This is a genomic window from Microbacterium sp. Leaf203 (assembly GCF_001421275.1).
GTDB lineage: Bacteria > Actinomycetota > Actinomycetes > Actinomycetales > Microbacteriaceae > Microbacterium > Microbacterium testaceum_A.
In genome coordinates this window covers 187,576-209,573 of the sequence record NZ_LMKF01000025.1, presented here as the reverse complement: position 1 = coordinate 209,573, position 21,998 = coordinate 187,576, and the positions used below count along the sequence as shown (strand labels likewise).

Here is a 21,998-nt window from a genome sequence, read left to right as displayed (position 1 = left end):
ACATCGAGGACACCTGAATGACCGATCTGATCGACACCACCGAGATGTACCTGCGCACGATCCTCGAGCTCGAAGAAGAGAAGATCGTGCCGCTGCGCGCTCGGATCTCCGAGCGCCTGGGCCACTCGGGTCCGACCGTCTCGCAGACGGTGGGACGAATGGAGCGCGACGGTCTCGTCGTAGTCTCCGAAGATCGTCGCCTCGAGCTGACCGACGACGGTCGGCAGAAGGCCGTCGACGTGATGCGCAAGCACCGGCTCGCCGAGCGACTGCTGAGTGACGTCATCGGTCTCGACTGGGCGTACGTCCACGATGAGGCCTGCCGCTGGGAGCACGTCATGAGCGAGCAGGTGGAGCGTCGCCTCGTCGAACTGCTCGGCCACCCCACCGAGTCGCCGTACGGCAATCCGATCCCCGGTCTCGACCAGCTCGGCGACGCCAACAGCGTCACCTTCGACGACGGTGTCGTCGGCCTCGTCCGCAAGCTCACCGATGCGGGCGGCCCCATCTCGGGGACGGTCCGCCGCCTCGCCGAGCCCGCGCAGGTCGACCCCGAACTGCTGCAGCAGCTCAAGGCCGCGGGAGTGCTCCCCGGTGCCCACGGCGACTACCGCTTCAACGAGGGCTACGTGCTCGTGCAGATGGACTTCGTCGATGAGGGACTCGAGCTGCCCGTCGAGGTCGCCTCGCACATCTTCCTCGTCGCCGAGGACTGAGCGCGGCCGCGTTCGACGGTGCCGGGCCGAGCATCGCCTGGGAGCGGTTACTGAAGCGTGACATGTTCGTTATCTTCGGGTAGCCTCAGAAAGTCCACAGGCGAGAAGCCCGCCGTCGGACCCCTCGCGGTTTGCCTCATCGGCTCGTCGTCCGCGCAGGGCCCAGCCCGCACATCGTGCCCCACATTCGAGTGCTGACGAGCCAGCGTCCCCGAAGACGCAGAGGCGCCGGAGGAACTTTGGCTGAACACAACGAGCCCGCAGCGGACCTACCCGAAGGTGCCGCGACGGGACCCACCCGCAAGAGCGCGCGCGCCGCGGTGACCCGCCCGACCGGTCGCGCCCTGCAGACCACGGCCCCCGCGACCGCACCCGTCGCACGCACCGCTCCTGCTCGAAGCGCCTCGTCGCCGCGTCGCGTCGGCAAGCCGTTGCGCAGCGCCGTCATCCTCTCGATGGTCGCCGGGCTCGTCGCCACGGTCGCCATCCCCGCATACGCGGCGACCATGCCGGCCGCCGAGACCATGACGCTCCAGCAGATGTCGGCCGCCGACAACCAGTCGCTCGTCGTGGCCTCGGACGCCACGGCCGAGACCCTCGACCGCAGCAGCTACTCCGCCACCACCGCCGACGAGATCCAGAAGAAGAAGGATCAAGAAGCCGCCGCGGCCGCCGCCGCGGAGCGCGCGCGTCAGCTGGCCGCCAACGCCACGAAGGCGTCGACGTCGGTGAGCTCGATCGACCTCAACATGACCGCGCCCGGATCGGGTGAGGTGCGCTGGCCGCTGACGAGCTACACGCTCGGCCGTGGCCTGTGGGACTCCGGCTACCACCAGGGAGTCGACCTCCTCGCCCCCGGCGGACAGCCCATCTTCGCCGCGGCCGGCGGAGTCGTCAGCGTCTCGCAGGAGAGCTACGGCGGCTACGGTGTCGCCATCGTGATCGAGCACGTCATCAACGGTCAGAAGGTCTCGACCACCTACGGTCACATGACGTACGGCAGCCGCCAGGTGCAGGCCGGACAGACCGTCGCCCCGGGCCAGCTCATCGGCCTGGTCGGCTCGACGGGCAGCTCGACCGCCAACCACCTCCACTTCGAGGTGCACATCAACGGCTCGGTCGTCGATCCCTACGCTTGGCTGCAGCAGAACGCCGGCTGATATTCCACACGAGGCGGCGTGCCGGAGGACATCGTTCTCCGACACGCCGCTTCTTGTTTCCCTCCGCGGCCGACCCCGGGCGTGTCGCAGTGGGTTAGCCTGTCAGCGACGTCGGAAGAACCGAAGGGACATACCGATGAACACCAGTCCGCGCATCCGCACCATGGATGCGCTCGGGCTGCTCGTTCTTCGGCATCGTGTGTTCGGATGCCGCGGTTTCACCGTGACCTCCCAGGCGCTGTCTGCCTAGACAGCGCCTTTTTCATACCCTTTCGCACCTTCCGTCGTCGCGAGTCGAACATCCGAGAAGCCGTCTCGGCCATTCGAGAGGACGAGAAATGCGCACACTGGTGCTGAACGCGGGCTACGAGCCCCTCGCGGTCGTGTCGTTCAAGCGAGCCCTCGTGCTCGTGATGAACGACAAGGCCACCGTCGTCGAGAGCATCGACGAAGACCCGGTCTGGGCCGCCCACGGAACCTACGATCGCCCGGCGGTGATCATCCTGACCCGTTACGTGCGGGTTCCGGGGGCCCGCCAGGTGCCGGTCACCCGTCGAGGGGTCCTGCGCCGCGACGCCCACCGTTGCGGATACTGCGGCAAGGCCGCGTCGACGATCGATCACGTGCTGCCCCGTTCGCGCGGCGGCAAGGACACGTGGGAGAACCTCGTGGCGTGCTGCCTGCTGTGCAACAACGTCAAGGGCGATCGCACCCCTCAGGAGATGCGGTGGGAGCTGCGGCTCGTCCCGGCGCCTCCGAGGGGGTCGTCGTGGACGGTGCGCGGTGTGGACAAGAGCGATCCGCGGTGGGAGCCGTACCTGGCTCTCGCGGCCTGAAAACGACAAGTCGGGCCCGGTGGCAGAGGGCGTCGATAGGGTGAAAGTGTCGGCGCGATCGATTCCGCGGTGACGTGGGGGCGGTCTCGAGTCGAGTCGTTCGCGCGGTGCCCGGGCGCCGGTGCGTCGCGGCCCTGTCGTCCGCGACGGGATCCACGCGACGCGAAGGGCAGCACTCGATGACCACCGATTCCCAGGGCCCCGTCTCCGCCGTCGAGCGCATCGGCCTGATGGACTCGCCCCCCGAGGAGCGTTTCGATCGGATCACCCGTCTGGCGCGGGAGATGTTCGACGTGGACTACGCGTTGGTGAACATCGTCGACGAGGACGAGGTCTACACGAAGTCTCAACCTCCGGAGACGCACTTCGGCCGGTCTCCTCGCGAGGCGGTGTTCTGCGGCGAGACGGTCACGCAGGACGGAATCTTGGAGGTCGATGATGCGACGCTCGACGAGCGGTTCCGCGACATCGCTTCTGTGACCGAGTACGGCATGCGGTTCTACGCCGGCTTCCCGTTGCGCACGGACGATGGCGAGGCGGTCGGAACGCTGTGTCTGCTCGACCCCGACCCGCGTGCGCTCGATCCGGAGCAGCTTCGCTCCCTGGAGCACCTCGGTCGGTGGGCGCAAGCGGAGATCCGCCAGAGCGACTCGGTTCCCCGGGAGGACGACGCGCTCACCGACCGGACGTCGCGAGCGGAAGACCTCACGGCGAACGGCCTGCAACTGGCATCCCTCGCCATCCCGCACGGGGTCGTGAGCGGCGACCGGAGCGGATGGCAGGAGGTGGGCGGGCGAGTGGTGGTGACGCTCGCCGATGTGATGGGCAAGGGCGAGGCGGCAGGGGCCGTGGCTGAGACGCTGCTGCGTGCGCTGCAGGAACGACGCGACATGACGCCCGTGCAGGCGATGCTGTCGGTCGAGGACGAGGCCCGCTCCGACGGGCGTTACCGCGACACCTTCGCGACGGTTTTCCATGCGGTGGTAGACGCCGCCTCCGGCGCAGTCGAATACGTCGATGCCGGCCACGGCCTCACTCTCGTGCTGCATCCCGACGGATCTTCGGAGCGTCTGACATCGCGGAACCTCCCGCTCGGGTTGCGCCCCGCCGACGTCGAGTGGGAGGCCGGGCGAGCGAGTGTCAGCCGCGGCGACCTGCTGGTGAGCGTGTCGGACGGTGCCCTGGACGCCTACGACTCCACCCTCGAGAGCCTGCGCTTGATCGGGGACGACCTGCGTGCGGCGAGCGACCCTCACGGTTTCTTCGACGGTTTGGCGCTGAGGGTGTCGACGCACCAGGTCGATGACGACGTCACCGCGGTCGTGCTCTCGGTGAATTGACGTCCGCCCTCGGCGCATCACCCCGGCCAGTCGAACGTCGCCGCCGGGTGACGGTATCCCGAATCCTTCCCGAGGTCAGCGGGGGATGACGGAGAACAGGAAGCGCTTTCGGACCATGAAGAGGATGAGTCCGATCACCACGCTGTGGATGAGTGTGCCCTGCCAGAGGCTTCCCCGGTCGAGGCCGGGGATGTTGGCGACGGCCAGCACGAAGAAGACGTGCACGATGAAGACGTACAGGCTCGCCTGGCCGAGGGGGATCCAGAGCCAGCCCATGCTCCTGAACAGCGGTTTCCACGCCACCGTGAGAACGGCGTAAGAGCACACGATCACGAGGGGGAGGTCGAGAAGGCGCCCCCATTCGAGGAAGATGCGCTGATAACCCGACTCGTAGAGAGACCCGTAGAGGTCCGCGGGGAACGGGACGGGCGTGAATCCATAGGTCTGACCGGCCCAGAGGTACACGAGGAATCCGGCATAGCCGACCACGAATACGCCGATGCCGATCTTGCCCGGGACCGTGGTGAGGGCGCGGATGATCTGGCGCCGGTAGTACCCGATGACCAGACCGTGCGTGAACAGCACCTGCCACAGGGCCAGCGGGAACACCGCGTCGAACTGCGACGGCAGGCTGAGGGCGCCGGGCGCCAGATAGTGCGTCGCGTAGACCCCCCAGCTGAGGGCGAGGACGAGCCACCACATGCCGCGCTTGATCAGCCACATGAGCGCCGGATAAGCCAGGCTCAGGACGACGAACAGCCCCATGATGTTGAACGGCCACGGGCCCATCTCGAGCAGGAGGAACTGGCGCACCGCGTACCAGGGCGGCGGGTAGTCGAGCAGACGTTCAGCATTGGGGTAGAGGTCGTAGACGCGGCCGCTGTCGCCGGTGCCGCCCTCACCCGTGCCGCGGTCGGTGAACGTCGAGATCGCGGTGGTGTCCACGAACGGGATGAAACCGAGGGCGAAGATCGTCAGGATGACGGCCAGGGCGACGAGGTACTGCTTGCGCGCACGCCCCCAGGCGGCGAGCGCAGCCGCCCACTCGCCCCCGCGTTTGATGGCGGCGGGGAACACCATCCCCAGCACGATCCCGCTGAGCAGGACGAAGAGCTCGGCACCGGTGATGGCGCCGACGGCCTTCAACGACGCGTAGGCGAAGGGGCTCGTCACCTCGATGTGGGTGACCACCACGACCACGATGATGAACCCGCGCACCATGTCGATGCGCAGATCGCGGCTGGCGGAGGAGTCGTCGTAGCGCCATTTCGGCAGGGCGCGCCCCACGATCCCGGATGCCAGGAAAGCCACGGCCAGCACCGCTGCGCTGCCGGTGATCCAGTTCATCTCGTCGTTCGGCTCGGCGCCGCCCTGGCGGACCTGGACGGTCGCCGCGGAGGCTTGCTCGGAGGTGATGACGGTGGTGACCGGCCCCCAGCTGATCAGTCCCGTGCCGTCGAGGTCGGCCCGAAGCGACCCCGCCAGTTCGCCCCGGGCGGTCGCTCGCCAGTCGACGACCTGGCCCCCGGCCTCCGCTTCCGCGCGGACGACTTCGAGCCATGTGACGCCGGTGAGCAGCGGGTGGTCGGGGAGCTCGGCGAGGACCTGCCGCCACCAGCCCTGCTTGACCGCGAGCTCGGTGTCGCCCTCACGGGAGAAGTCGTAGAGCGCCCCCGTGTCGAGGAGCATGGGCTTGTTCTCGCCGACGGCGAACCGGTCGTAGAACGACGACCCCTGCCCGGTGGTGTAGCCCCACCTCTCGTTCAACCGCGCGGCGACCTCGCCATCCTCGGGTGCCGAGTTGGTCTCGAGCGGCACGTCGCGTCCGGCGGCGGCCGCTGATTCGCCCTTCCCGAAGTAGTAGATCGACAGCCCGACACGGTCGACCGCGTCGGGGTCGGGGAAGTACGGCCCGTAGGGGTCGTCCGACTCGGTGAGGAGCCCGTCTCCGTCGGTGTCGAGGGTGACGCGGTCGCCGGCCGTGAGGCTGTCGAGACGACCGTCGGCGCGTTCGAAGGGGTACCCCGCAGCGTAAGACGGACTCCACACGGTCTCGGCCTGGGAGGAGCCCGCGTGGATCTTCTCGGCCACGCGTTCGAACGCGCGGACGTAGGCAGTCGGCTGCTGGCCCCACGACACCCACGACCCGTTCATCTCGGGGGCGAAGCGCACGAGCTGCACCGCGTCGTCCCGCGAGCGGTAGTCCTCGAGCCGGGAGTTCAGCTCGGCCGCGTCGGCGTCGGTGAGCCTGTCGAGGGCGACCGAGGGCTCGAGGGTGAGGACCAGGGCGGCGCCCTGGCCGGCGACCTGCGTCGCGGCGCGCTGCCACTCGGCGAGTGCCCGGTCATCGAGCGGATAGGACAGGCGGACGGAGTACATGGCCGGCTGCTCGCCCAGGCGCCCGCGGTACCCGTCGGGCCCGTCGTCACCCCAGTTGAGCTCAGCTCCGAACCATACGCCGTCGTCCGCGGGGACGGCAGCGGCGGCCGGGGCCACCACGGTCAGAAGGATCCCGACGGCGAGCCCCAGAGCCGCCGCGACCCGCTGTCCGACTCGCTTCACGTTCTTCTCGACTCCAGGGTCCACACGTTCCGGTCACCGTCGCGATCGAGGGCGACCTCGTCGACGCTCGCGCGGGCCAGCGCAAGGCCGCGGCCGCTGACCTCGTCCTCGTCGGCCATGCGCACGGCATCCAGGTCCAGCAGGGGAGGATCGCCGTCATCGCGGAACGTCGCACGGAGCACCTCGGCATCCGCGAACAGCTCCAGGGTGAAACGGCGTTCGTCGGCAGCCCCGCGAGAGTGCTCGACGATGTTGCCCGCGATCTCGATGACGGCGGTCTCGAACCCGAAACGCGTCGTGTCGGGCAGGTCGCCGACCTCGGGCCACCATTCGGCCAGCAGCGCGAAGACCGCTTCCAGGCTCGCGGGCGCGACGGTGGCCTCGAGCGAGCGGTGGGCCGTGAAGTCAGTCACGAAGGGCCTCATCGACGCTCGGGCGCGGACGCAGCACGCGGTCGAGGTTGGTCAGGCCGAGCACCATCGTGACCTGCTCCGAGGGAGCAGCCAAGCGCAGGTCGCCCCCTGACTGCCGCGCGGTCTTCAGGCAGGCCACCAGAGCGCCGAGTCCTGACGAGTCGACGAACTCGGTCTGCGAAAGATCCACCACGACGATCTCGCCCGCCCCGCGGTCGATTTCGGCGGTCACGGTCTCGCGGAACGATTTCGCCGACACCATGGTGAGCCGGCCGCGGGGGATGACGACCGTGCCGCCGTCGCGGGTGTCGATGTCTACCTGAAGCATGTCAGTAACCCTTCGGTTGGTGGTCGGAGGCGGAATACAGCACCGCGCGCACGATGATGCTGAAGACGGCGAGGTCGTACAGAACCCACGCGATGTTGATGAGGGGAGCGATGCCCTCGGCCTGACCCGCGGCGTAGCGGATGGCCACGACCCCGAGGGAAGCCACCATCGCGCCCATCACCCACAGCTGCGGCTTGACCAGGTCCCAACGCGGGCGGTTCTCGAGCGACCGCGTCTTCGGCGTCACCGAGAAGCCGAGCGAGCGACCGCGGTACACGTTGTCGAACGCGCTGGTCACCGCGCGGATCCAGACGGGGAACAGCGCCAGCGAGTACTGCGCGCCGCGCCACGTGGGACGACCGTTGGCGACCACGAGGAACAGCACCTGGTTGATGACGAAGAACGGAATGAAGCGGGCGAAGAAATCCACGCTCCACGCCTGAACGGGCATCACCCCGAACGAGAGATAGAGCACCGGGGCCGCCACGTAGACGATCGCGGCGAATCCGGACAGGTAGCTCCACATCGTGCCGAAATACATCAGACGCTGACCCCAGTTGAGGCCCTTCTGCACGAGCGGGTTCTCGCGGAACATGACCTGCATGGTGCCCTGCGCCCAGCGCAGGCGCTGGGTGAGCATCGTGGGGAGGTCCTCGGGAGCGAGTCCCTTCGCGAGGACCTCGTCGTGGTAGACGGACTTCCATCCGAGCCCGTGCAGTCGCATCGAGGTCGCCATGTCCTCGGTGACCGAGATCGTGGCCAGGGGCATGATCGCCTGGGCCTCTTCCTCCCGGCCGACGTCGAAGGAGTCCACGAGCATGCTCACCGACTCCACCGCGGCCAGCGGCGACAAACTCCGTTCCCCGAGGGCGTCGAGGGCGAGGTCGTCGATCGCGGCCAGGGCGGCGGGATCGCCGGTGACCTCGGCCAGCTCGGCGAGTTCGGCGCGCACGCTCGCGATGTCCTGATCGGCGAGATCTCGGCGGACCTCGACGATGCGTCGCTGGAAGGCGAAGGTGAGATCCGCGAGGGCGTCTCCGCGGGCGATGCCGGCTTTCAGGTCGTCGAGGGCGCGCGCGACGGCGTCGAGGGACGCCGTGATGCGCGGGTCGGAGACGTGTTCGCGACGGGCGCGGGCCAGGACCCGGCGAGAGGAGCGGATGCCGCGGTTCACCGCGAGCGTGACCTCGCCGACGTAGCGCGAGACGCCGAGTTGCATCATGGCCTCGCGGCGGAGGATCGCGTTCGATCCGCAGAAGAAGGCGGCGTTCCAGCCATCCTTGGACTGCTGGATCGGTCCATAGAACAGAGGAGCCTGACTTCCCAGTGGATCGCTCACGGGCACGTTCACGAACCACTGGGGTGTCTGGACCAGCGCGACGCTGTCGTCTTCGAACCAGCCGAGCGTGCGGTCGAGGATGTCGGGGGCGGGTACCTGGTCCGCGTCGAGGATCAGCAGGAACTCGCCCTCGGTGACCATGAGCGCGTTGTTGAGGTTGCCCGCTTTCGCGTGGCGCGGCCGATCGCGCCACGCCTCCGAGCGGGTGACGACGCCGATGCCTTCGGCTTCGGCCAGGGCGCGCAGCTCGGGGCGGTCGCCGTCGTCGAGGATCCACGTCTCGTGGGGGTAGCGGATCGCCTTCGCCGCGCGGGCGGTGTGCATGACGAGCTCGAGCGGCTCGTTGTAGGTGGTCACGAGTACGTCGACCGTGACGTCGCGCCGGAGTGGGGGAGCGTCGTGACGCTCGCGCAGGCGCCACGCACCGAGCCCGAACAGGAGGGAGTCGATGAGGCTGTAGGTCTCGGCCAGGACGAGGGGCACCGCGATCCACCAGGACTCCCAGTTCACCGAGGCGAGCCAGCGCCACGCGATGTAGTTCAATCCCGTGGCGGCGGACAGGATCACGATGATGCGCACGAGAGCGAGACGCCGCGCCTTCGTCAGCTCTCGACGCCGAGCCTCTCGTCGCAGTTCGTCGCGACGAATCGTGGTTTCGACGATCACGTTTGATGAACCTTTCCGTCTACTTTTCATCCTCTTTGAGAAGAAGTTCGGCCGCACAGTCCTTGACGCGCGTGTCGTCGAAACGAGAGAGTTCGTCTCCTCGGCCGACAGGCATGCCCGGATGACGAGAATGGATGCCATGACTCGTGCTCTTCTCGTCATCGACATGCAGCGGGGTTTCGACGACCTCTCGTTCTGGGGTCCGACCGCGAATCCGGAGTGCGAGGCGCATGTCGCGGCGCTGATCGATGCGTGGCGTCGTGACGACGAGCCGATCGTCGTGGTGCGCCATGAGTCGGCGTCCGTCGGTTCCCCCCTTCACCCGGATGCCGAGGGCAACGGGCTCGTCGACGCGGTCGCCGCTGCTCCCGCCGCTCTCGTCGTCTCGAAGAGCGTCAACTCGGCGTTCTACGGAGATCCCGATCTGAACGCGTGGTTGCACGAGCGCGGCATCCGGGAACTGGTGATCTGCGGCATCCAGACGAACATGTGCGTCGAGACGACGGCGCGGATGGCGGGCAACCTCGGCTACGACGTGACGGTCGTCCTGGATGCCACGCGCACCTTCGATCTGACCGGGGAGGTCGCGGGGCTCGGTACCGTCACCCGCACGGCGGCGGAGCTCATGGCGAACACCGCCATCGTGCTGCAGCAGGGGGGATTCGCGCGGATCGCGGCGACGGCCGATCTGGTCTGAGCGGGGCTGTCACCGGCGGGACGCGGGGAAGCCGGTGCGCTCTGCCGGGCGCGCGATCGGGGCTGTGCGGGCGATGTCGGAGGTCGATCGTATCTTCGACCCACAGGGATTGAGGTCATCGAACAGATGTTCTAACCTGTGGGAGTGAGGGCGATCGTGAGAGACCAGGTACAGGCCGTACCCGACATCCATGCGCTGCGCGATCGCCTCGAGCGCATGCAGGGGCGTCGCATGGACGCGCCGGTCCTGCCGACGCATCCGGCTTTCTCTTCGCTGCTGCCCGGTGGGGGATTGCGGTCGGGGTCGGCATACGCGCTGGCCCGCTCGGCGTCTCTTCTGCTGGCGCTCATGGCGCGACCCTCGCAGGACGGCGCGTGGTGCGGGGTGATCGGCATGCCCGAGCTCGGAGCCGAGGCCGCCGAGAAATACGGTCTCGATCTCGATCGACTCGTGTTCATCCCCGACCCGGGTCCCCGGTGGCTCGCCGTGACGGCGACGATCACCGAAGTGCTGCCCGTGGTGGCGGTGCGCCCTCCCTCGGGGTCGACGGCCGCCCGCGGAGGCGCCGAGACCACGAGACTGGCCGCGCGGTTACGCGATCGCGGTTCGGTCCTGCTCGTACAGGGAGCCTGGCCCCAGGCCGAGGCGGTGATCGATGTCGCCGATCCGCGGTGGTCGGGACTCGGCCACGGGCACGGGTACCTCGCCGGGCGTGAGCTGACCGTGTCCGTGACCAGCCGACGGTCGCCGAACGCCCGACGCGCGCGCATGCTGCTGCCCGCCGCAGACGGGACGATCGAGCTGCTGGGTGCTCCGGCGGAGCGACTGGTTCCGCGCGAGCGCGATGCCTTCCCGGTGCGGGCGGTGGGATGATGCAGGCCCCCACGCGCAGCCTCGTGCTGTGGTTCCCCGACTGGCCCATCACGGCGTTCTCGAACGAGGCGGTGAGCCCTCCTCTGCCGGATGCCGCGGTGGCGGTGTTCTCCCACAATGTCGTCGTCGCCTGCTCGTGGGCCGCCCGGGCGCAGGGCGTGCGCCGCGGACAGAAGCGCCGCGATGCGCAGGCGCTGTGCCCGGGACTGCAGGTGGTGCCGGCCGATCCCGTGCGAGATGCACGAGCATTCGCCCCGGTCGTCGCCCGGATCGAGGAGCGCGCTCCCGGCGTTCAGGTCGTCCGGCCCGGTCTCTGCGCCCTCCGCGCACGAGGGCCGGCGCGCTATTACGGCGGTGAGGTCGAGGCTGCGCGCATGCTGATCCGGCAGCTCGACGACGACGGGTTCGGGGGCGTGCGCGCGAGTGTCGCCGACGGGGTGTTCACCGCGGAGCAGGCGGCTCGGACGGCACCTGATGACGACCCCGTCCGCATCGTCGAGCCCGGTGGGGCCGGGGCCTTCCTCGCGCCCCTGTCGATCGCGACTCTCGACGACGCCGAGTTCGGCAGCCTGCTGTCTCGACTGGGAGTGCACACCCTGGGCGAGCTGGCGGGACTCCAGGTCGAGCGGGTGCGGGAACGGTTCGGCGAGAGGGGGGTTCGCCTGCACGCCCTCGCCGGGGGACTCGATTCGCAGCCGGTCCAGCCGCGGACACCCCCTCCCGAGTTGCACCGCGACGTCGCGTTCGAACCGCCTCTCGAGCTCGCCGACCAGGTCGCTTTCGGCATGCGTGTCGCCGCCGAGGAGTTCATCGCCCAGCTCGGCGTGCACGATCTGGTGTGCACCGAGCTGCGCGTCGTGCTCACGGGTGAACGGGGCGAACGCAGCGAGCGCGTGTGGCTGCACCCCGGTTCGTTCGACGCCGCCGGGGTGGTCGACCGCGTGCGCTGGCAGCTCGCCGAAGACGCGCAGGGCATCTTCGGTAGCGGGGTCGCGGGGGTGCACATCGAGCCGGAGGCCGTCGACGCCGCAGCGCACCATGCCAAGGGGCTGTTCGGGGCCGGACCCGACGAGCGGGTGCATCACGCTCTCTCTCGCGTCCAGGCGATGCTCGGCCACCGCGGCGTTGTGACCCCCACGATCGGTGGCGGACGCTGGCTCGCCGAGCGTCAGGTGCTCGTGCCGTGGGGTGATCGGGCGATCGCCGAGAAGGTGCGGACGCGGCCGTGGCCGGGCAGCCTCCCCGACCCTCTGCCCGCCACCGTCTATCCGGAGCCGCGTCTGGTGGGGGTCACCGACATCGCCGGTGCGCCGGTCACAGTAGGCGAACGCGACGTGCTGAGCGCTCCGCCGGCCGTCCTCGAGACCGCCGGGCAGCGACGCCGCATCAGCGAGTGGGCGGGTCCGTGGCCGATCAGCGAGCGGGGGTGGGATGCCCTGCGGGCGCGCAAGGCTCACCGGTTCCAGGTGGTCGACACCGATGGGGGTGCCTGGTTGCTGGTGGTCGAAGAGGGCGAGTGGAGAGCAGAGGGACGCTATGACTGAGGCTCCGCGCACCCCCGGTCCGCAGAAGGGGTCGCGCTGATGGGATGGACCAACCCTCCCGTGAAGTGGTCCGAGCTCGAGCGCGTGCTCAGCGACGCCCGCAGACCCACCGGCGCACCGCCGAACGGCGACGGCGGTGACAGCCCCGCCTGGTCGCACAAACGCGGAGCCTACGTACCGCCCTCGATCGAGCGGCCCACCGATACGGTGCCCTACGCCGAGCTCCACGCGCACTCGTCCTACTCGTTCCTCGACGGCGCGTCCTCACCCGAAGAACTCGTCGAAGAGGCCGAGCGCTTGGGGTTGCACGCCCTCGCCCTCACCGACCACGACGGCTTCTACGGCATCGTACGATTCGCCGAGGCGGCCGAACAGCGGGCCGTGAACACCGTCTTCGGCGCGGAGTTGTCGCTCGGGCTCCCCGGCCCCCAGAACGGGGAGGCGGACCCGACCGGCTCGCACCTGCTCGTCCTCGCCCGCCAGGAAGAGGGTTATCACCGCCTCGCCGCCGCCATCACCCACGCCCAGCTGACCGGTGCAGAGAAGGGCCGGCCGGTCTACGACCTCGAAGACCTCGCCGAACGAGCCGGGGGACCGGGCGACCCGCAGTGGGCGGTGCTCACCGGATGCCGCAAGGGGGCGGTACGCCAGGCCCTCGCCTTCGAGGGGCCGGCCGGAGCCGCGCGTGAACTCGACACCCTCGTCGACCTGTTCGGCGCCGAGGCGATCTATGTCGAGCTGATGGATCACGGCGATCCGCTCGACTCGCGCCGCAACGACGTCCTGGCCGCGCTCGCCGCCGAGCGAGGGTTGCCGATCCTCGCCACCAACAACGTGCACTACGCCGCTCCGCAGAAGGAGCTGTTGGCCGCCGCCGTCGCCGCGGTGCGGGCGAACCGCGGCCTCGATGAGCTCGACGGCTGGCTCCCCTCCCACGCCGGGGCGCATCTGCGTTCGGGCGTCGAGATGGCGGCGCGGTTCCGGCGCTACCCGGGAGCGGTGGCGCGCACGGTCGAGCTCGCCGATGAGATCGCTTTTCCGTTACGGCGGGCCAAGCCCGCCCTGCCGAAGCAGAAGGTGCCCGAGGGGCACACGCCCATGTCGTGGCTGCGGCACCTGGTCTGGGCGGCCGTACCTCGCAAGTACCCAAATCTGTCCGACGACGACCGGCGGCGCATCGAACGCGAGCTCGAGGTCATCGAGATGAAGGACTTCCCGGGCTACTTCCTCATCGTCTACGGCATCGTGGCCGAGGCGCGGCGGCGCGGCATCCTGTGTCAGGGGCGGGGGTCGGCGGCCAACAGCGCCGTCTGCTACCTGCTCGACATCACCGCCGTCGACTCGATCTTCTACAAGCTGCCGTTCGAGCGGTTCCTCTCGAGCCTGCGCGACGAAGAGCCCGACATCGACGTCGACTTCGACTCCGACCGTCGCGAAGAGATCATCCAGTGGGTCTACGGCGAATACGGGCGTGAACGAGCGGCGCAGGTCGCGAACGTGATCCAGTACCGCCCGAAGAACGCCGTGCGCGACATGGCCCGTGCGCTCGGGCACTCCCCGGGCCAGCAGGATGCCTGGTCGAAGCAGGTCGAGCGGTGGGGAGCCACCCTCGAGAGCGGAGCCGATCACGACATCCCCGACCAGGTCATCGAGTTCGCGTCGGAGCTGTTGAAGGCGCCGCGACACCTCGGCATCCACTCCGGGGGAATGGTGCTCACCGACCGCCCGGTGGGCGAGGTCGTCCCCATCGAGCACGCGCGGATGGAGAACCGCACGGTGATCCAGTGGGACAAGGACGATGCCGCGTGGATGGGGCTGGTCAAGTTCGACCTCCTGGGCCTCGGCATGCTCGCGGCCCTGCAGTACTGCTTCGACCTGATCCGCGACGCCACGGGGGAGGAGTGGGAGCTGTCGACTCTGCCGAAGGAAGAGAAGGCGGTGTACGACATGCTCTGCCGTGCGGATTCGATCGGGGTGTTCCAGGTGGAGTCGCGCGCGCAGATGGGTCTTCTGCCCCGGTTGCAGCCCCGCAAGTTCTACGACCTCGTGGTGCAGATCGCCCTCATCCGCCCCGGCCCGATCCAGGGCGGGGCCGTCCACCCGTTCGTGCGCCGCAAGCTCGGCCAGGAGCCGATCACCTACGTGCACCCCAAGCTCGAGCCGGTGCTCTCACGCACGATGGGAGTACCGGTGTTCCAAGAACAACTCATGCAGATGGCCGTGGCCATCGGCAACTGCTCCGCCGAAGACGCCGATCTGCTGCGTCGCGCCATGGGATCCAAGCGTGGACTGGAGCGGATCGACTCCTTGCGGGAGACGCTCTACGCGGGCATGGCCGAGAACGGCCTGGTGGGGCAGGTCGCCGACGAGCTCTACGCCAAGATCCAGGCCTTCGCGAACTTCGGTTTCGCGGAGTCGCATTCGCTGTCGTTCGCTCTTCTGGTCTACGCCAGCTCATGGATCAAGCTGCACTACCCGGCCGCCTTCCTCGCCGGGCTCCTGCGCGCACAGCCCATGGGGTTCTACTCGCCCGCCACACTCACCGCCGATGCCCGCCGGCACGGGGTGCAGGTACGTCGGCCCGATCTGCTGCGCTCGGGGGTCGAGGCGACCCTCGAACCCGTGGACGACACGGACAGCGAGAGGGGATCGGAGCGGACGAATGCCGCGGGGACGGCGAGAGGGGCGGATGCCGCGGGGTCCGCATCACCGGGTTCGGCGCCGCGGCGGGCGAGGAGGCCGGCGACCGGGCTCGAGGCGTGTGCTCACGCGATCCAGCCGCCGACGGGGGAGTTCGACCCCGCGGAGGCCGATGAGACGCTCGCCCATCGCCGCGACGGGGGTTTCGCCGTGCGTCTCGGGCTGGCCGGCGTCACCGGAATCGGAGCCAAGGTCGCCGCGCGCATCGTCGACGAGCGAGAGAACGGCGGAGACTACCGCGACCTGCGCGACCTCGTTCGGCGGACGGGATTGGTCACGGCTCAGCTCGAAGCCCTCGCCACGGCGGGAGCGTTCGACTGCCTCGGGCACACGAGGCGCGAGGCGATCTGGTTGTCGGGGTCGGCCGCCCTCGACCGTCCGGAGTTCCTCCCCGACTCCCTGGTGGCCGTCCAGCCTCCTCTATTCACCGACCCGTCGAGCTACGAGATCCTCGCATCCGACCTGTGGGCCACGGGCCTGTCGGCGGACGACCATCCGCTCACCCATTTCCGGGCCGCGCTCGATGCCCGCGGGGTGCTGACCTCGCGTGAGCTCCGCACCTTCGAGACCGACCGGCGCATCGAGGTGGCGGGGCTCGTGACGCACCGACAGCGGCCGGCCACGGCATCCGGGATCACGTTCCTCAACCTCGAAGACGAACACGGCCTGATGAACATCATCTGCTCGGTCGGCGTGTGGAACAGATACCGCCGCGTCGCGCGCGAATCACCCGCTCTCATCGTGCGCGGGATGCTCGAGCGCTCGGTCGAGGGAGTGACCAACGTGGTCGCCGACGGATTCACCGATCTGCGCGTGGGAGTGTCCCACGCGTCGCGAGACTTCCGATGACGTCGGATGCCATCACTAGACTCGGGCCATCTCGCCCGGTTCCGCACCTGACAGGGGAAACGACATGACCGACACTCCCACTCCGCCCGACGGCTGGTATCCCGACCCCGCCGGAGGCGGCGGTCTGCGCCGCTGGAACGGCACCGGCTGGACCGACGAGGTGCGCTCCGCCACGGAATCCGCACAGACGCACGACGCTGCGCCGCGACCCGGCGACAGCTCGGCGGACCAGGGCTCCGCGGCCACCGAAGGGTCGTCGTACGACATCTCGTCGAGCCTCGACCCGCAGGAGCACCCCGCAGGCGCGGCGCACGAGGGAGCGTCGGCCGACGCTTCGGCGCACGAGGGCACTCCGTCGCTCGACACCCCGTCGGCGTACGCTGCGGGCGGTGCGGACAGCCACGACACGCACGGCCAGGACGGCGCGCACGATGCGGCCGCTCCGCTCACCGCCTCCGAGCCGGCGGCCCCTGCTCCACACGAGCCGGCTCCGTACGACTCTGCCGCGCACAACTCAGCCGCGCACGACTCTGTCGCGCACGAGTCCCCGTCGCATGACTCCGCAGCGTCCGAGTCCGCCTCGCACGGCTCGGCGTCGCACGGCTCGGCGTCGCACGGCTCGGCGTCGTCCGGCTCCGCGCCCTCGGCGGTTCCGGATTCGGCGTACTCCGCCGCCGGGGCAGCCGCCGCCGCGGGCGTGCCGCCCGTGGCTCCGCCCGCCGCCCCCGTGGCTCCGCCCACCGCCCCCGTCGCTCCGCCCGCAGCCCCGGCCTACACGTCCGCCCCGGCTTTCCCGGGCGCGCCGGCTTCCTCCTCCGCTCCGGCGTACGCCGCCGGCGCGGCCGGGGCCGGCTACGCCGCAGGCCCGGGCTACCCGAGCGCACCCCCGGTGTCGTACGACACCGCAGCCCCTCGCCGCGACATCAAGACCAACACCGTGTGGGTGTGGCTCATGGTCTTCCTGCCGGTGCTCAGCCTGCTCGGAGTGGTGATCTTCGACTGGTCGTCGTACTTCCGTGACGCCTTCTACGCCGGCGTGTACTCCTACGACTCCGGCCCGGCGTCGATGGCCGGCACGAACGCCGCGACCGCGCTGATCACCGTCGTGACGTCGGTGGTGAGCATCGTCGTCTCGGCGCTCACGGTTCTGTTCGCCTTCCTCGACTGGCGTCAGTTGCGCGCACGCGGTGTCGATCGTCCGTTCCACTGGGCCTTTAGCTTCTTCGTGCTGGTCATCGGCTCGGGCCTTGTGTACATCATCGGTCGCGGTGTGATCCTGCGTCGCCGCACCGGCTCGGGCCTCGGTCCGATCTGGGCCGCTGTCGCTGTCAACCTCGCCGTGGTGATCGGCTTCATCGTCTGGATCGTCGTGCTCATCGCGCAGATGTCAGCTCTCATCAACGACTTCTCCACCAGTTTCGGCTACTGAATCGTCGGGCGGGCGCCCCTGGTGCCCGCCCGGCCACGTTCGAAGTCCGTCGTGCGTCTTGCGCCCCGCGTTGTCAGCCGCGCGGCGACAGTCACGCGTCGTCAGTGGCGCATCGACGCGCGCACGGTCAGGACCGCGTCGAGGAGCGCGTGAGCCGCGTCATCCTTGGATCCCGCGACCGTCGCGAGCACGTCACCCGTGGCATCCACGATGGTGAGGGCGTTCTCAGACGATTCGAACCCGCGCGTCCAGCCCACGGCGTTGGCCGCCAGCAGATCGACGCCCTTTCGCGCCGCCTTCGCGCGAGCGCGTTCCCGCAGCTCCACTTCGTCGGCCACGGTCTCGGCCGCGAACCCGACGATCGTCTGCCCGGGGCGGCGGGCGGTCGCGAGTCCCGCGAGGATGTCGCGGTTCTCGCGCAACTCGAGCGTAAGGCCGCCGGGGGAGTCCTGCTTCCGGAGCTTGTGTTCCGACACCGCGGCGACGGAGTAGTCGGCGACAGCCGCGGCCATGACGATCACGTCGGCGTCGGGGGCTACGGCATCCATCGCCCGTCCCAACTCGTCAGCGGTCCCGGCGGCGATCACTTCGACGCGAGGGTCGGGGCGCACGTCCGCGTCGAGGTGCGCGGCGACGAGCGTCACGCGCGCGCCCCGGTCCGCGGCGGCCCGTGCGATCGCCACGCCCTGCCGACCGCTCGAGCGGTTCCCGAGGAACCGCACGGGGTCGATGGGCTCGCGCGTCCCCCCGGCGCTCACGACGATCGAAAGCCCCTCAAGGTCGCGCGGGCGTCCGACGAGCGCCAGGGCCGCGGCCACGATCTCTTCGGGCTCCGACATGCGCCCGGGGCCCGAGTCGCCGCCCGTGAGCACGCCGTCGGCCGGTCCGACCACGTGCACGCCGCGGGAGCGCAGGACGTCCATGTTGTGCGCGGTGGCCGGGTGCCGCCACATCTCGGTGTGCATGGCCGGGGCGACGACGACCGGAGCCGTCGTCGCGAGGAGAGTCGTGCCGAGCAGGTCGGACGCCAGCCCCGCCGTCATCGCGGCGAGAGTGTTCGCGGTGGCGGGGGCGACGATCACCAGGTCGGCTGACTGGCCCAGCGCGACGTGCCGGACACGCGCGACGTCATCGTGCACCGAGGTCGTCACGAGGTTGCGGCTGAGGGCCTCCCACGTGGGCAGGCCCACGAAACGCAGGGCGTCCGCGGTCGGGATCACGTGCACGTCGTGCCCCGCCTTCACGAGCAGGCGCACGAGGCTCACGGTCTTGTAGGCGGCGATGCCCCCGGTCACTCCCACGACGACGAACATCGTCCCAGTCTTCCAGGTCGGCGTCCGAGACGGGGGTGGTGCGATGAGAACAGGGGGAGCGACGAGAACAGGCGGTTCCGACGCCGAACGGCCTGTTCCCGTCGCGCGGCCTGTTCTCGTCACGGACCCGGGCCGCCGCACGGGGCGTCCGCGGCCCGCCCCGTCCGGGCCTCGCGCGGGTAGCGTTGTCGGAATGTGCACGGTCGTGATCGACGTTCCCGCGAGTCCCGGTGAGCCCGTGCGGGTGCTCGCCGTCCGCGATGAGGACCGCGACCGCCCCTGGCGGGGCATCGGTGCCTGGTGGCCCGAGCGCGACGGCGTCCTGGGCGTGCGCGATGACCGCGCCGGAGGAGCGTGGCTGGCCCTCGACCCGGCCGCTCACCGGCTCGCGGTTCTGCTCAATCGCCAAGACCTGTCCGATCGTCCGGACGACGGCCTCGTCAGCCGGGGCGGTGTTCCCCTCGATGCGGTGGGGGCCGGCATCCCGGATCGTCCCGCCACGCGGGGGTTCAACCTCGTCGAGGTGGATGCCGCGGGTGCGCACCTCGTGGAGTGGGACGGCGTGGTCTCGCGTCGCACCGCACTCGCCCCGGGCACGCACATGGTCGCCCACCACGCGGTCGACGACCCGGGAACCCCGCGCATCGCGCGGTGGCTCGAGGCGTTCCGCGCGGCCGGCCCGGCGGCCGGCTCGGACTGGTGGATGCCGTGGCTCGGCGTGATCGAGAAGGCGACGCACGAGCCCGAGTCGTCGATCCTGCGGCGGGATGCCCACGACGGGCTCGTCCTCGAGTCGCTCCTGGTCTGTGCGGTGAGCATCGGGCCCGACGGCGTGGACGTGCGCGAAGCGACCCTCGCCGAGCCGGGGCGATGGGACGACGGTCTGGTCGCGGCGCTGCGGGAGCGCACGCCGCTGACGGGCGCCGACCGAACCGCCCGGGTCGAAGCGCCGCAGTAGGCTGGGACGATCCCGCCTCCGTAGCTCAGGGGATAGAGCGCCGCACTCCTAACGCGGGCGTCGCAGGTTCGAATCCTGTCGGGGGCACTCCATCGCGATGACTTCGTCGCGCCTCCTTCTGCGCTCGGCGCGACGCGCCCCGCGCGCGACGTCGCTCCGGCAGCGTCCGACGTGCCGTGATTCCGACGACGTCCGTCTCGGCGTTGCCTCCCCGCGTACCGCCGTGGCATGATTACTGAACGATCGGTCGGAAAACCTCGCAGGCGAGGTGGACGGGCCCCGCCAAAGTCGGCGGGGGAGAGGAAGACGATGGCGGACGCGTTTCTCATCGGCGGTGCGCGCACCCCGGTCGGTCGGTACGGCGGGGCGCTGGCATCCGTTCGTCCCGACGATCTCGCGGCCCTCGTCGTGGCCGAGGCGGTGGCCCGCGCGGGCGTCCCCGGCGAGGCGATCGACGAGGTGATCCTCGGTGCTGCGAACCAGGCGGGGGAGGACAACCGCAACGTCGCCCGCATGGCCGTGCTGCTCGCGGGGCTGCCCGACAGCATCCCCGGTCTGACCGTCAACCGCCTCTGCGCCTCGGGAATGACCGCGATCGCGCTCGCCGCGCAGGCCGTGCGCGCGGGGGACGCCGACCTCGTCGTGGCCGGCGGCGTCGAGTCGATGACCCGCGCGCCCTGGGTGCAGGCGAAGCCCGAGAAGGCCTGGGCGAAGCCCGGGGCGGCATTCGACACCTCGATCGGCTGGCGCTTCACCAATCCACGCCTCGCCGCGCGCGAGAAGGCCACGTTCTCGATGCCCGAGACGGCCGAAGAGGTCGCGCGCCTCGACGGGATCTCGCGGGCGGATGCCGATGCCTTCGCCCTGCGCAGCCACGAGCGCGCGATCGCGGCCCAGGATGCTGGTCGCTTCGCGAGCGAGATCGTCGCCGTCGACACCGGCCGGGGCATCGTCGACAGCGACGAGGGACCGCGCCGCGACACCTCGCTCGACGTGCTCGCGAAGCTCAAGCCGGTCGTGAGGGACGGCGAGGTCGTCACCGCGGGCAACTCCAGCTCGCTCAACGACGGGGCCTCGGCCCTCGTCGTCGCGAGCGCCGAGGCTGTCGAGCGCTACGGACTCCGGCCGCGCGCGAGGATCGTGGCGCACGCCTCCGCGGCTCTCGCCCCCCAGATCATGGGCCTCGGCCCCGTGCCCGCGACCGAGAAAAGCCTCGCGAAGGCCGGGCTCTCGGCATCCGACCTCGGCGCCGTCGAACTCAACGAGGCCTTCGCCTCGCAGTCGCTCGCGTGCGTGCGGCGCCTCGGGCTCGACCCCGAGATCGTCAACGCCGACGGCGGGGCGATCGCGCTGGGGCATCCGCTGGGCTCGAGCGGCTCGCGGCTCATCGTGACCCTGCTCCGCCGGCTCGAGCGCGAGGGCGCGCGGTACGGCCTCGCGACGATGTGCGTCGGCGTCGGCCAGGGCACCGCGATGATCGTGGAGCGGGTCGATGGCTGAAACCATCCGCATCGACGCCACCGCCGACCGCGTCGTCGCCACCCTCGACCGCCCCGAGGTGCGCAACGCGATCGACCAGGCCATGGTCGACGAACTGCACGTCCTGTGCGCCGAGCTCGAGGCGAACCCGCGCACCCTCATCCTCACCGGCGCGGGCGGTGTCTTCGCCGCGGGAGCCGACATCGCCCAGCTGCGCGAGCGCACGGGAGACGACGCGCGACGCGGCATCAACGCGACGGTGTTCGATCGCATCCGGCACCTCCCGATGCCCGTGATCGCCGCGGTCGACGGCTTCGCCCTCGGCGGGGGAGCCGAACTCGCGTACGCGGCCGACATCCGCCTCGGCACCCCCCGCGTGCGCTTCGGCAATCCCGAGCCGGGCCTGGGCATCATCGCCGCCGCGGGTGCGTCATGGCGTCTGCCCGAGATCGTCGGCCACGCCCGCGCGAGCGAACTGCTGCTCACCGCGCGCGTAATAGACGCCGACGAGGCCCTCGCCTGGGGGCTGCTGTCGAGCGTGCACGAGCCCGACGACCTGCTCGCCGCCGCGCACGCGATCGCCGACCGCATCGCCGCGAACTCGGCGCGCGCGACGATCCTCACCAAGCGCGCGCTGCTCGCGCCTCGCGCCGAGCACCCCGCGATCGACGGTGAGCTGCAGGTCGAGCTCTTCGACAGCGTCGACAAGCGCGCCCGCATGACCGCGTTCCTCGAGAGGAAGAAGAAGTGACCCTTCCCGAGACCACGTCTCGCACCGGCGCCGCCGCCACGGACG

The 21,998-nt window shown here is 70.1% G+C and carries 17 protein-coding genes and 1 tRNA gene; 13 read left to right on the top strand and 5 right to left on the bottom strand.

Going from position 1 to position 21,998, the window contains the following annotated elements:
• Positions 1 to 17: 17 nt before the first annotated feature.
• The 4 genes from ASE56_RS10925 to ASE56_RS10910 all read left to right on the top strand — a co-directional run bounded on the left by ASE56_RS10925 (position 18) and on the right by ASE56_RS10910 (position 4,052).
• Positions 18 to 716 (top strand): metal-dependent transcriptional regulator, encoded by a 699-nt coding sequence (locus ASE56_RS10925; RefSeq protein ID WP_056229158.1) that lies wholly within the window; start codon positions 18 to 20, stop codon positions 714 to 716.
• 239 nt (positions 717 to 955) lie between these two features.
• Positions 956 to 1,876: a M23 family metallopeptidase gene (locus tag ASE56_RS10920; protein ID WP_074696661.1), complete on the top strand. Its 921-nt coding sequence runs from the start codon at positions 956 to 958 to the stop codon at positions 1,874 to 1,876.
• 338 nt (positions 1,877 to 2,214) lie between these two features.
• The gene (locus ASE56_RS10915; protein ID WP_056229154.1) at positions 2,215 to 2,712 is read left to right on the top strand and encodes an HNH endonuclease; all 498 of its coding nucleotides are present in this window, start codon (positions 2,215 to 2,217) and stop codon (positions 2,710 to 2,712) included.
• Between the two features lie 179 nt (positions 2,713 to 2,891).
• Positions 2,892 to 4,052, top strand: coding sequence for a PP2C family protein-serine/threonine phosphatase (locus tag ASE56_RS10910; RefSeq protein WP_056229151.1), 1,161 nt, complete (start codon positions 2,892 to 2,894; stop codon positions 4,050 to 4,052).
• Positions 4,053 to 4,127: 75 nt separating this feature from the next.
• Here ASE56_RS10910 and opgC read toward each other — a convergent pair whose 3' ends face one another.
• The 4 genes from opgC to ASE56_RS10890 are packed head-to-tail and all read right to left on the bottom strand — an operon-like array spanning position 4,128 to position 9,273.
• The gene (gene opgC, locus ASE56_RS10905) at positions 4,128 to 6,614 is read right to left on the bottom strand and encodes an OpgC domain-containing protein (protein ID WP_056229147.1); all 2,487 of its coding nucleotides are present in this window, start codon (positions 6,612 to 6,614) and stop codon (positions 4,128 to 4,130) included.
• Positions 6,611 to 7,027: an ATP-binding protein gene (locus tag ASE56_RS10900; RefSeq protein ID WP_056229143.1), complete on the bottom strand. Its 417-nt coding sequence runs from the start codon at positions 7,025 to 7,027 to the stop codon at positions 6,611 to 6,613. The genes opgC and ASE56_RS10900 overlap by 4 nt, the downstream gene beginning before the upstream one ends.
• Positions 7,020 to 7,355, bottom strand: coding sequence for an STAS domain-containing protein (locus ASE56_RS10895; protein WP_056229140.1), 336 nt, complete (start codon positions 7,353 to 7,355; stop codon positions 7,020 to 7,022). The genes ASE56_RS10900 and ASE56_RS10895 overlap by 8 nt, the downstream gene beginning before the upstream one ends.
• A gap of 1 nt (position 7,356) precedes the next feature.
• A complete protein-coding gene (locus tag ASE56_RS10890) occupies positions 7,357 to 9,273 on the bottom strand; it encodes a glycosyltransferase family 2 protein (protein WP_235556990.1) in 1,917 nt (638 codons plus the stop codon).
• A 226-nt stretch (positions 9,274 to 9,499) separates the two neighbouring features.
• Between ASE56_RS10890 and ASE56_RS10885 the strand changes: the two genes are divergently transcribed.
• From ASE56_RS10885 to ASE56_RS10865, 5 genes are all read left to right on the top strand, one after another.
• Positions 9,500 to 10,057 (top strand): cysteine hydrolase family protein, encoded by a 558-nt coding sequence (locus ASE56_RS10885; protein WP_082450560.1) that lies wholly within the window; start codon positions 9,500 to 9,502, stop codon positions 10,055 to 10,057.
• Positions 10,058 to 10,273: 216 nt separating this feature from the next.
• Entirely contained in the window at positions 10,274 to 10,930 is a 657-nt protein-coding gene (locus tag ASE56_RS10880) for a hypothetical protein (RefSeq protein WP_235556989.1), read from the top strand.
• Positions 10,930 to 12,474 (top strand): DNA polymerase Y family protein, encoded by a 1,545-nt coding sequence (locus ASE56_RS10875; RefSeq protein ID WP_056229836.1) that lies wholly within the window; start codon positions 10,930 to 10,932, stop codon positions 12,472 to 12,474. Before ASE56_RS10880 ends, ASE56_RS10875 begins: the two co-directional genes overlap by 1 nt.
• Before the next feature lie 39 nt (positions 12,475 to 12,513).
• Positions 12,514 to 16,023 carry an error-prone DNA polymerase gene (locus ASE56_RS10870; RefSeq protein ID WP_056229134.1) on the top strand — a complete coding sequence of 1,170 codons (3,510 nt, stop codon included), beginning with the start codon at positions 12,514 to 12,516 and terminating at the stop codon, positions 16,021 to 16,023.
• 64 nt (positions 16,024 to 16,087) lie between these two features.
• Positions 16,088 to 17,452 carry a DUF2510 domain-containing protein gene (locus ASE56_RS10865; RefSeq protein ID WP_056229131.1) on the top strand — a complete coding sequence of 455 codons (1,365 nt, stop codon included), beginning with the start codon at positions 16,088 to 16,090 and terminating at the stop codon, positions 17,450 to 17,452.
• A 101-nt stretch (positions 17,453 to 17,553) separates the two neighbouring features.
• Here the strand turns inward: ASE56_RS10865 and coaBC are convergent, their stop codons facing one another.
• Complete coding sequence (coaBC, locus tag ASE56_RS10860; protein ID WP_056229127.1) at positions 17,554 to 18,765, bottom strand: bifunctional phosphopantothenoylcysteine decarboxylase/phosphopantothenate--cysteine ligase CoaBC; 1,212 nt, start codon at positions 18,763 to 18,765, stop codon at positions 17,554 to 17,556.
• Between the two features lie 193 nt (positions 18,766 to 18,958).
• Here coaBC and ASE56_RS10855 point away from each other — a divergent pair, with 193 nt between their 5' ends.
• From ASE56_RS10855 to ASE56_RS10840, 4 genes are all read left to right on the top strand, one after another.
• Entirely contained in the window at positions 18,959 to 19,723 is a 765-nt protein-coding gene (locus ASE56_RS10855; protein ID WP_082450432.1) for an NRDE family protein, read from the top strand.
• A 14-nt stretch (positions 19,724 to 19,737) separates the two neighbouring features.
• A tRNA-Arg gene (locus ASE56_RS10850) sits at positions 19,738 to 19,810 on the top strand.
• Between the two features lie 222 nt (positions 19,811 to 20,032).
• Positions 20,033 to 21,223, top strand: coding sequence for an acetyl-CoA C-acyltransferase (locus tag ASE56_RS10845; protein ID WP_056229123.1), 1,191 nt, complete (start codon positions 20,033 to 20,035; stop codon positions 21,221 to 21,223).
• Positions 21,216 to 21,953, top strand: coding sequence for an enoyl-CoA hydratase/isomerase family protein (locus ASE56_RS10840; RefSeq protein ID WP_056229120.1), 738 nt, complete (start codon positions 21,216 to 21,218; stop codon positions 21,951 to 21,953). The genes ASE56_RS10845 and ASE56_RS10840 overlap by 8 nt, the downstream gene beginning before the upstream one ends.
• The last annotated feature ends 45 nt before the right edge of the window (positions 21,954 to 21,998 follow it).

Coding starts and splice junctions, on each gene's coding strand:
- ASE56_RS10880 (WP_235556989.1), top strand. CDS start 10,274: ATGCAGGGGCGTCGCATGGACGCGCCGGTCCTGCCGACGCATCCGGCT.
- ASE56_RS10855 (WP_082450432.1), top strand. CDS start 18,959: ATGTGCACGGTCGTGATCGACGTTCCCGCGAGTCCCGGTGAGCCCGTG.
- ASE56_RS10885 (WP_082450560.1), top strand. CDS start 9,500: ATGACTCGTGCTCTTCTCGTCATCGACATGCAGCGGGGTTTCGACGAC.
- ASE56_RS10870 (WP_056229134.1), top strand. CDS start 12,514: ATGGGATGGACCAACCCTCCCGTGAAGTGGTCCGAGCTCGAGCGCGTG.
- ASE56_RS10915 (WP_056229154.1), top strand. CDS start 2,215: ATGCGCACACTGGTGCTGAACGCGGGCTACGAGCCCCTCGCGGTCGTG.
- ASE56_RS10910 (WP_056229151.1), top strand. CDS start 2,892: ATGACCACCGATTCCCAGGGCCCCGTCTCCGCCGTCGAGCGCATCGGC.
- ASE56_RS10865 (WP_056229131.1), top strand. CDS start 16,088: ATGACCGACACTCCCACTCCGCCCGACGGCTGGTATCCCGACCCCGCC.
- ASE56_RS10840 (WP_056229120.1), top strand. CDS start 21,216: ATGGCTGAAACCATCCGCATCGACGCCACCGCCGACCGCGTCGTCGCC.
- ASE56_RS10925 (WP_056229158.1), top strand. CDS start 18: ATGACCGATCTGATCGACACCACCGAGATGTACCTGCGCACGATCCTC.
- ASE56_RS10895 (WP_056229140.1), bottom strand. CDS start 7,355: ATGCTTCAGGTAGACATCGACACCCGCGACGGCGGCACGGTCGTCATC.
- ASE56_RS10875 (WP_056229836.1), top strand. CDS start 10,930: ATGCAGGCCCCCACGCGCAGCCTCGTGCTGTGGTTCCCCGACTGGCCC.
- ASE56_RS10845 (WP_056229123.1), top strand. CDS start 20,033: ATGGCGGACGCGTTTCTCATCGGCGGTGCGCGCACCCCGGTCGGTCGG.
- coaBC (WP_056229127.1), bottom strand. CDS start 18,765: ATGTTCGTCGTCGTGGGAGTGACCGGGGGCATCGCCGCCTACAAGACC.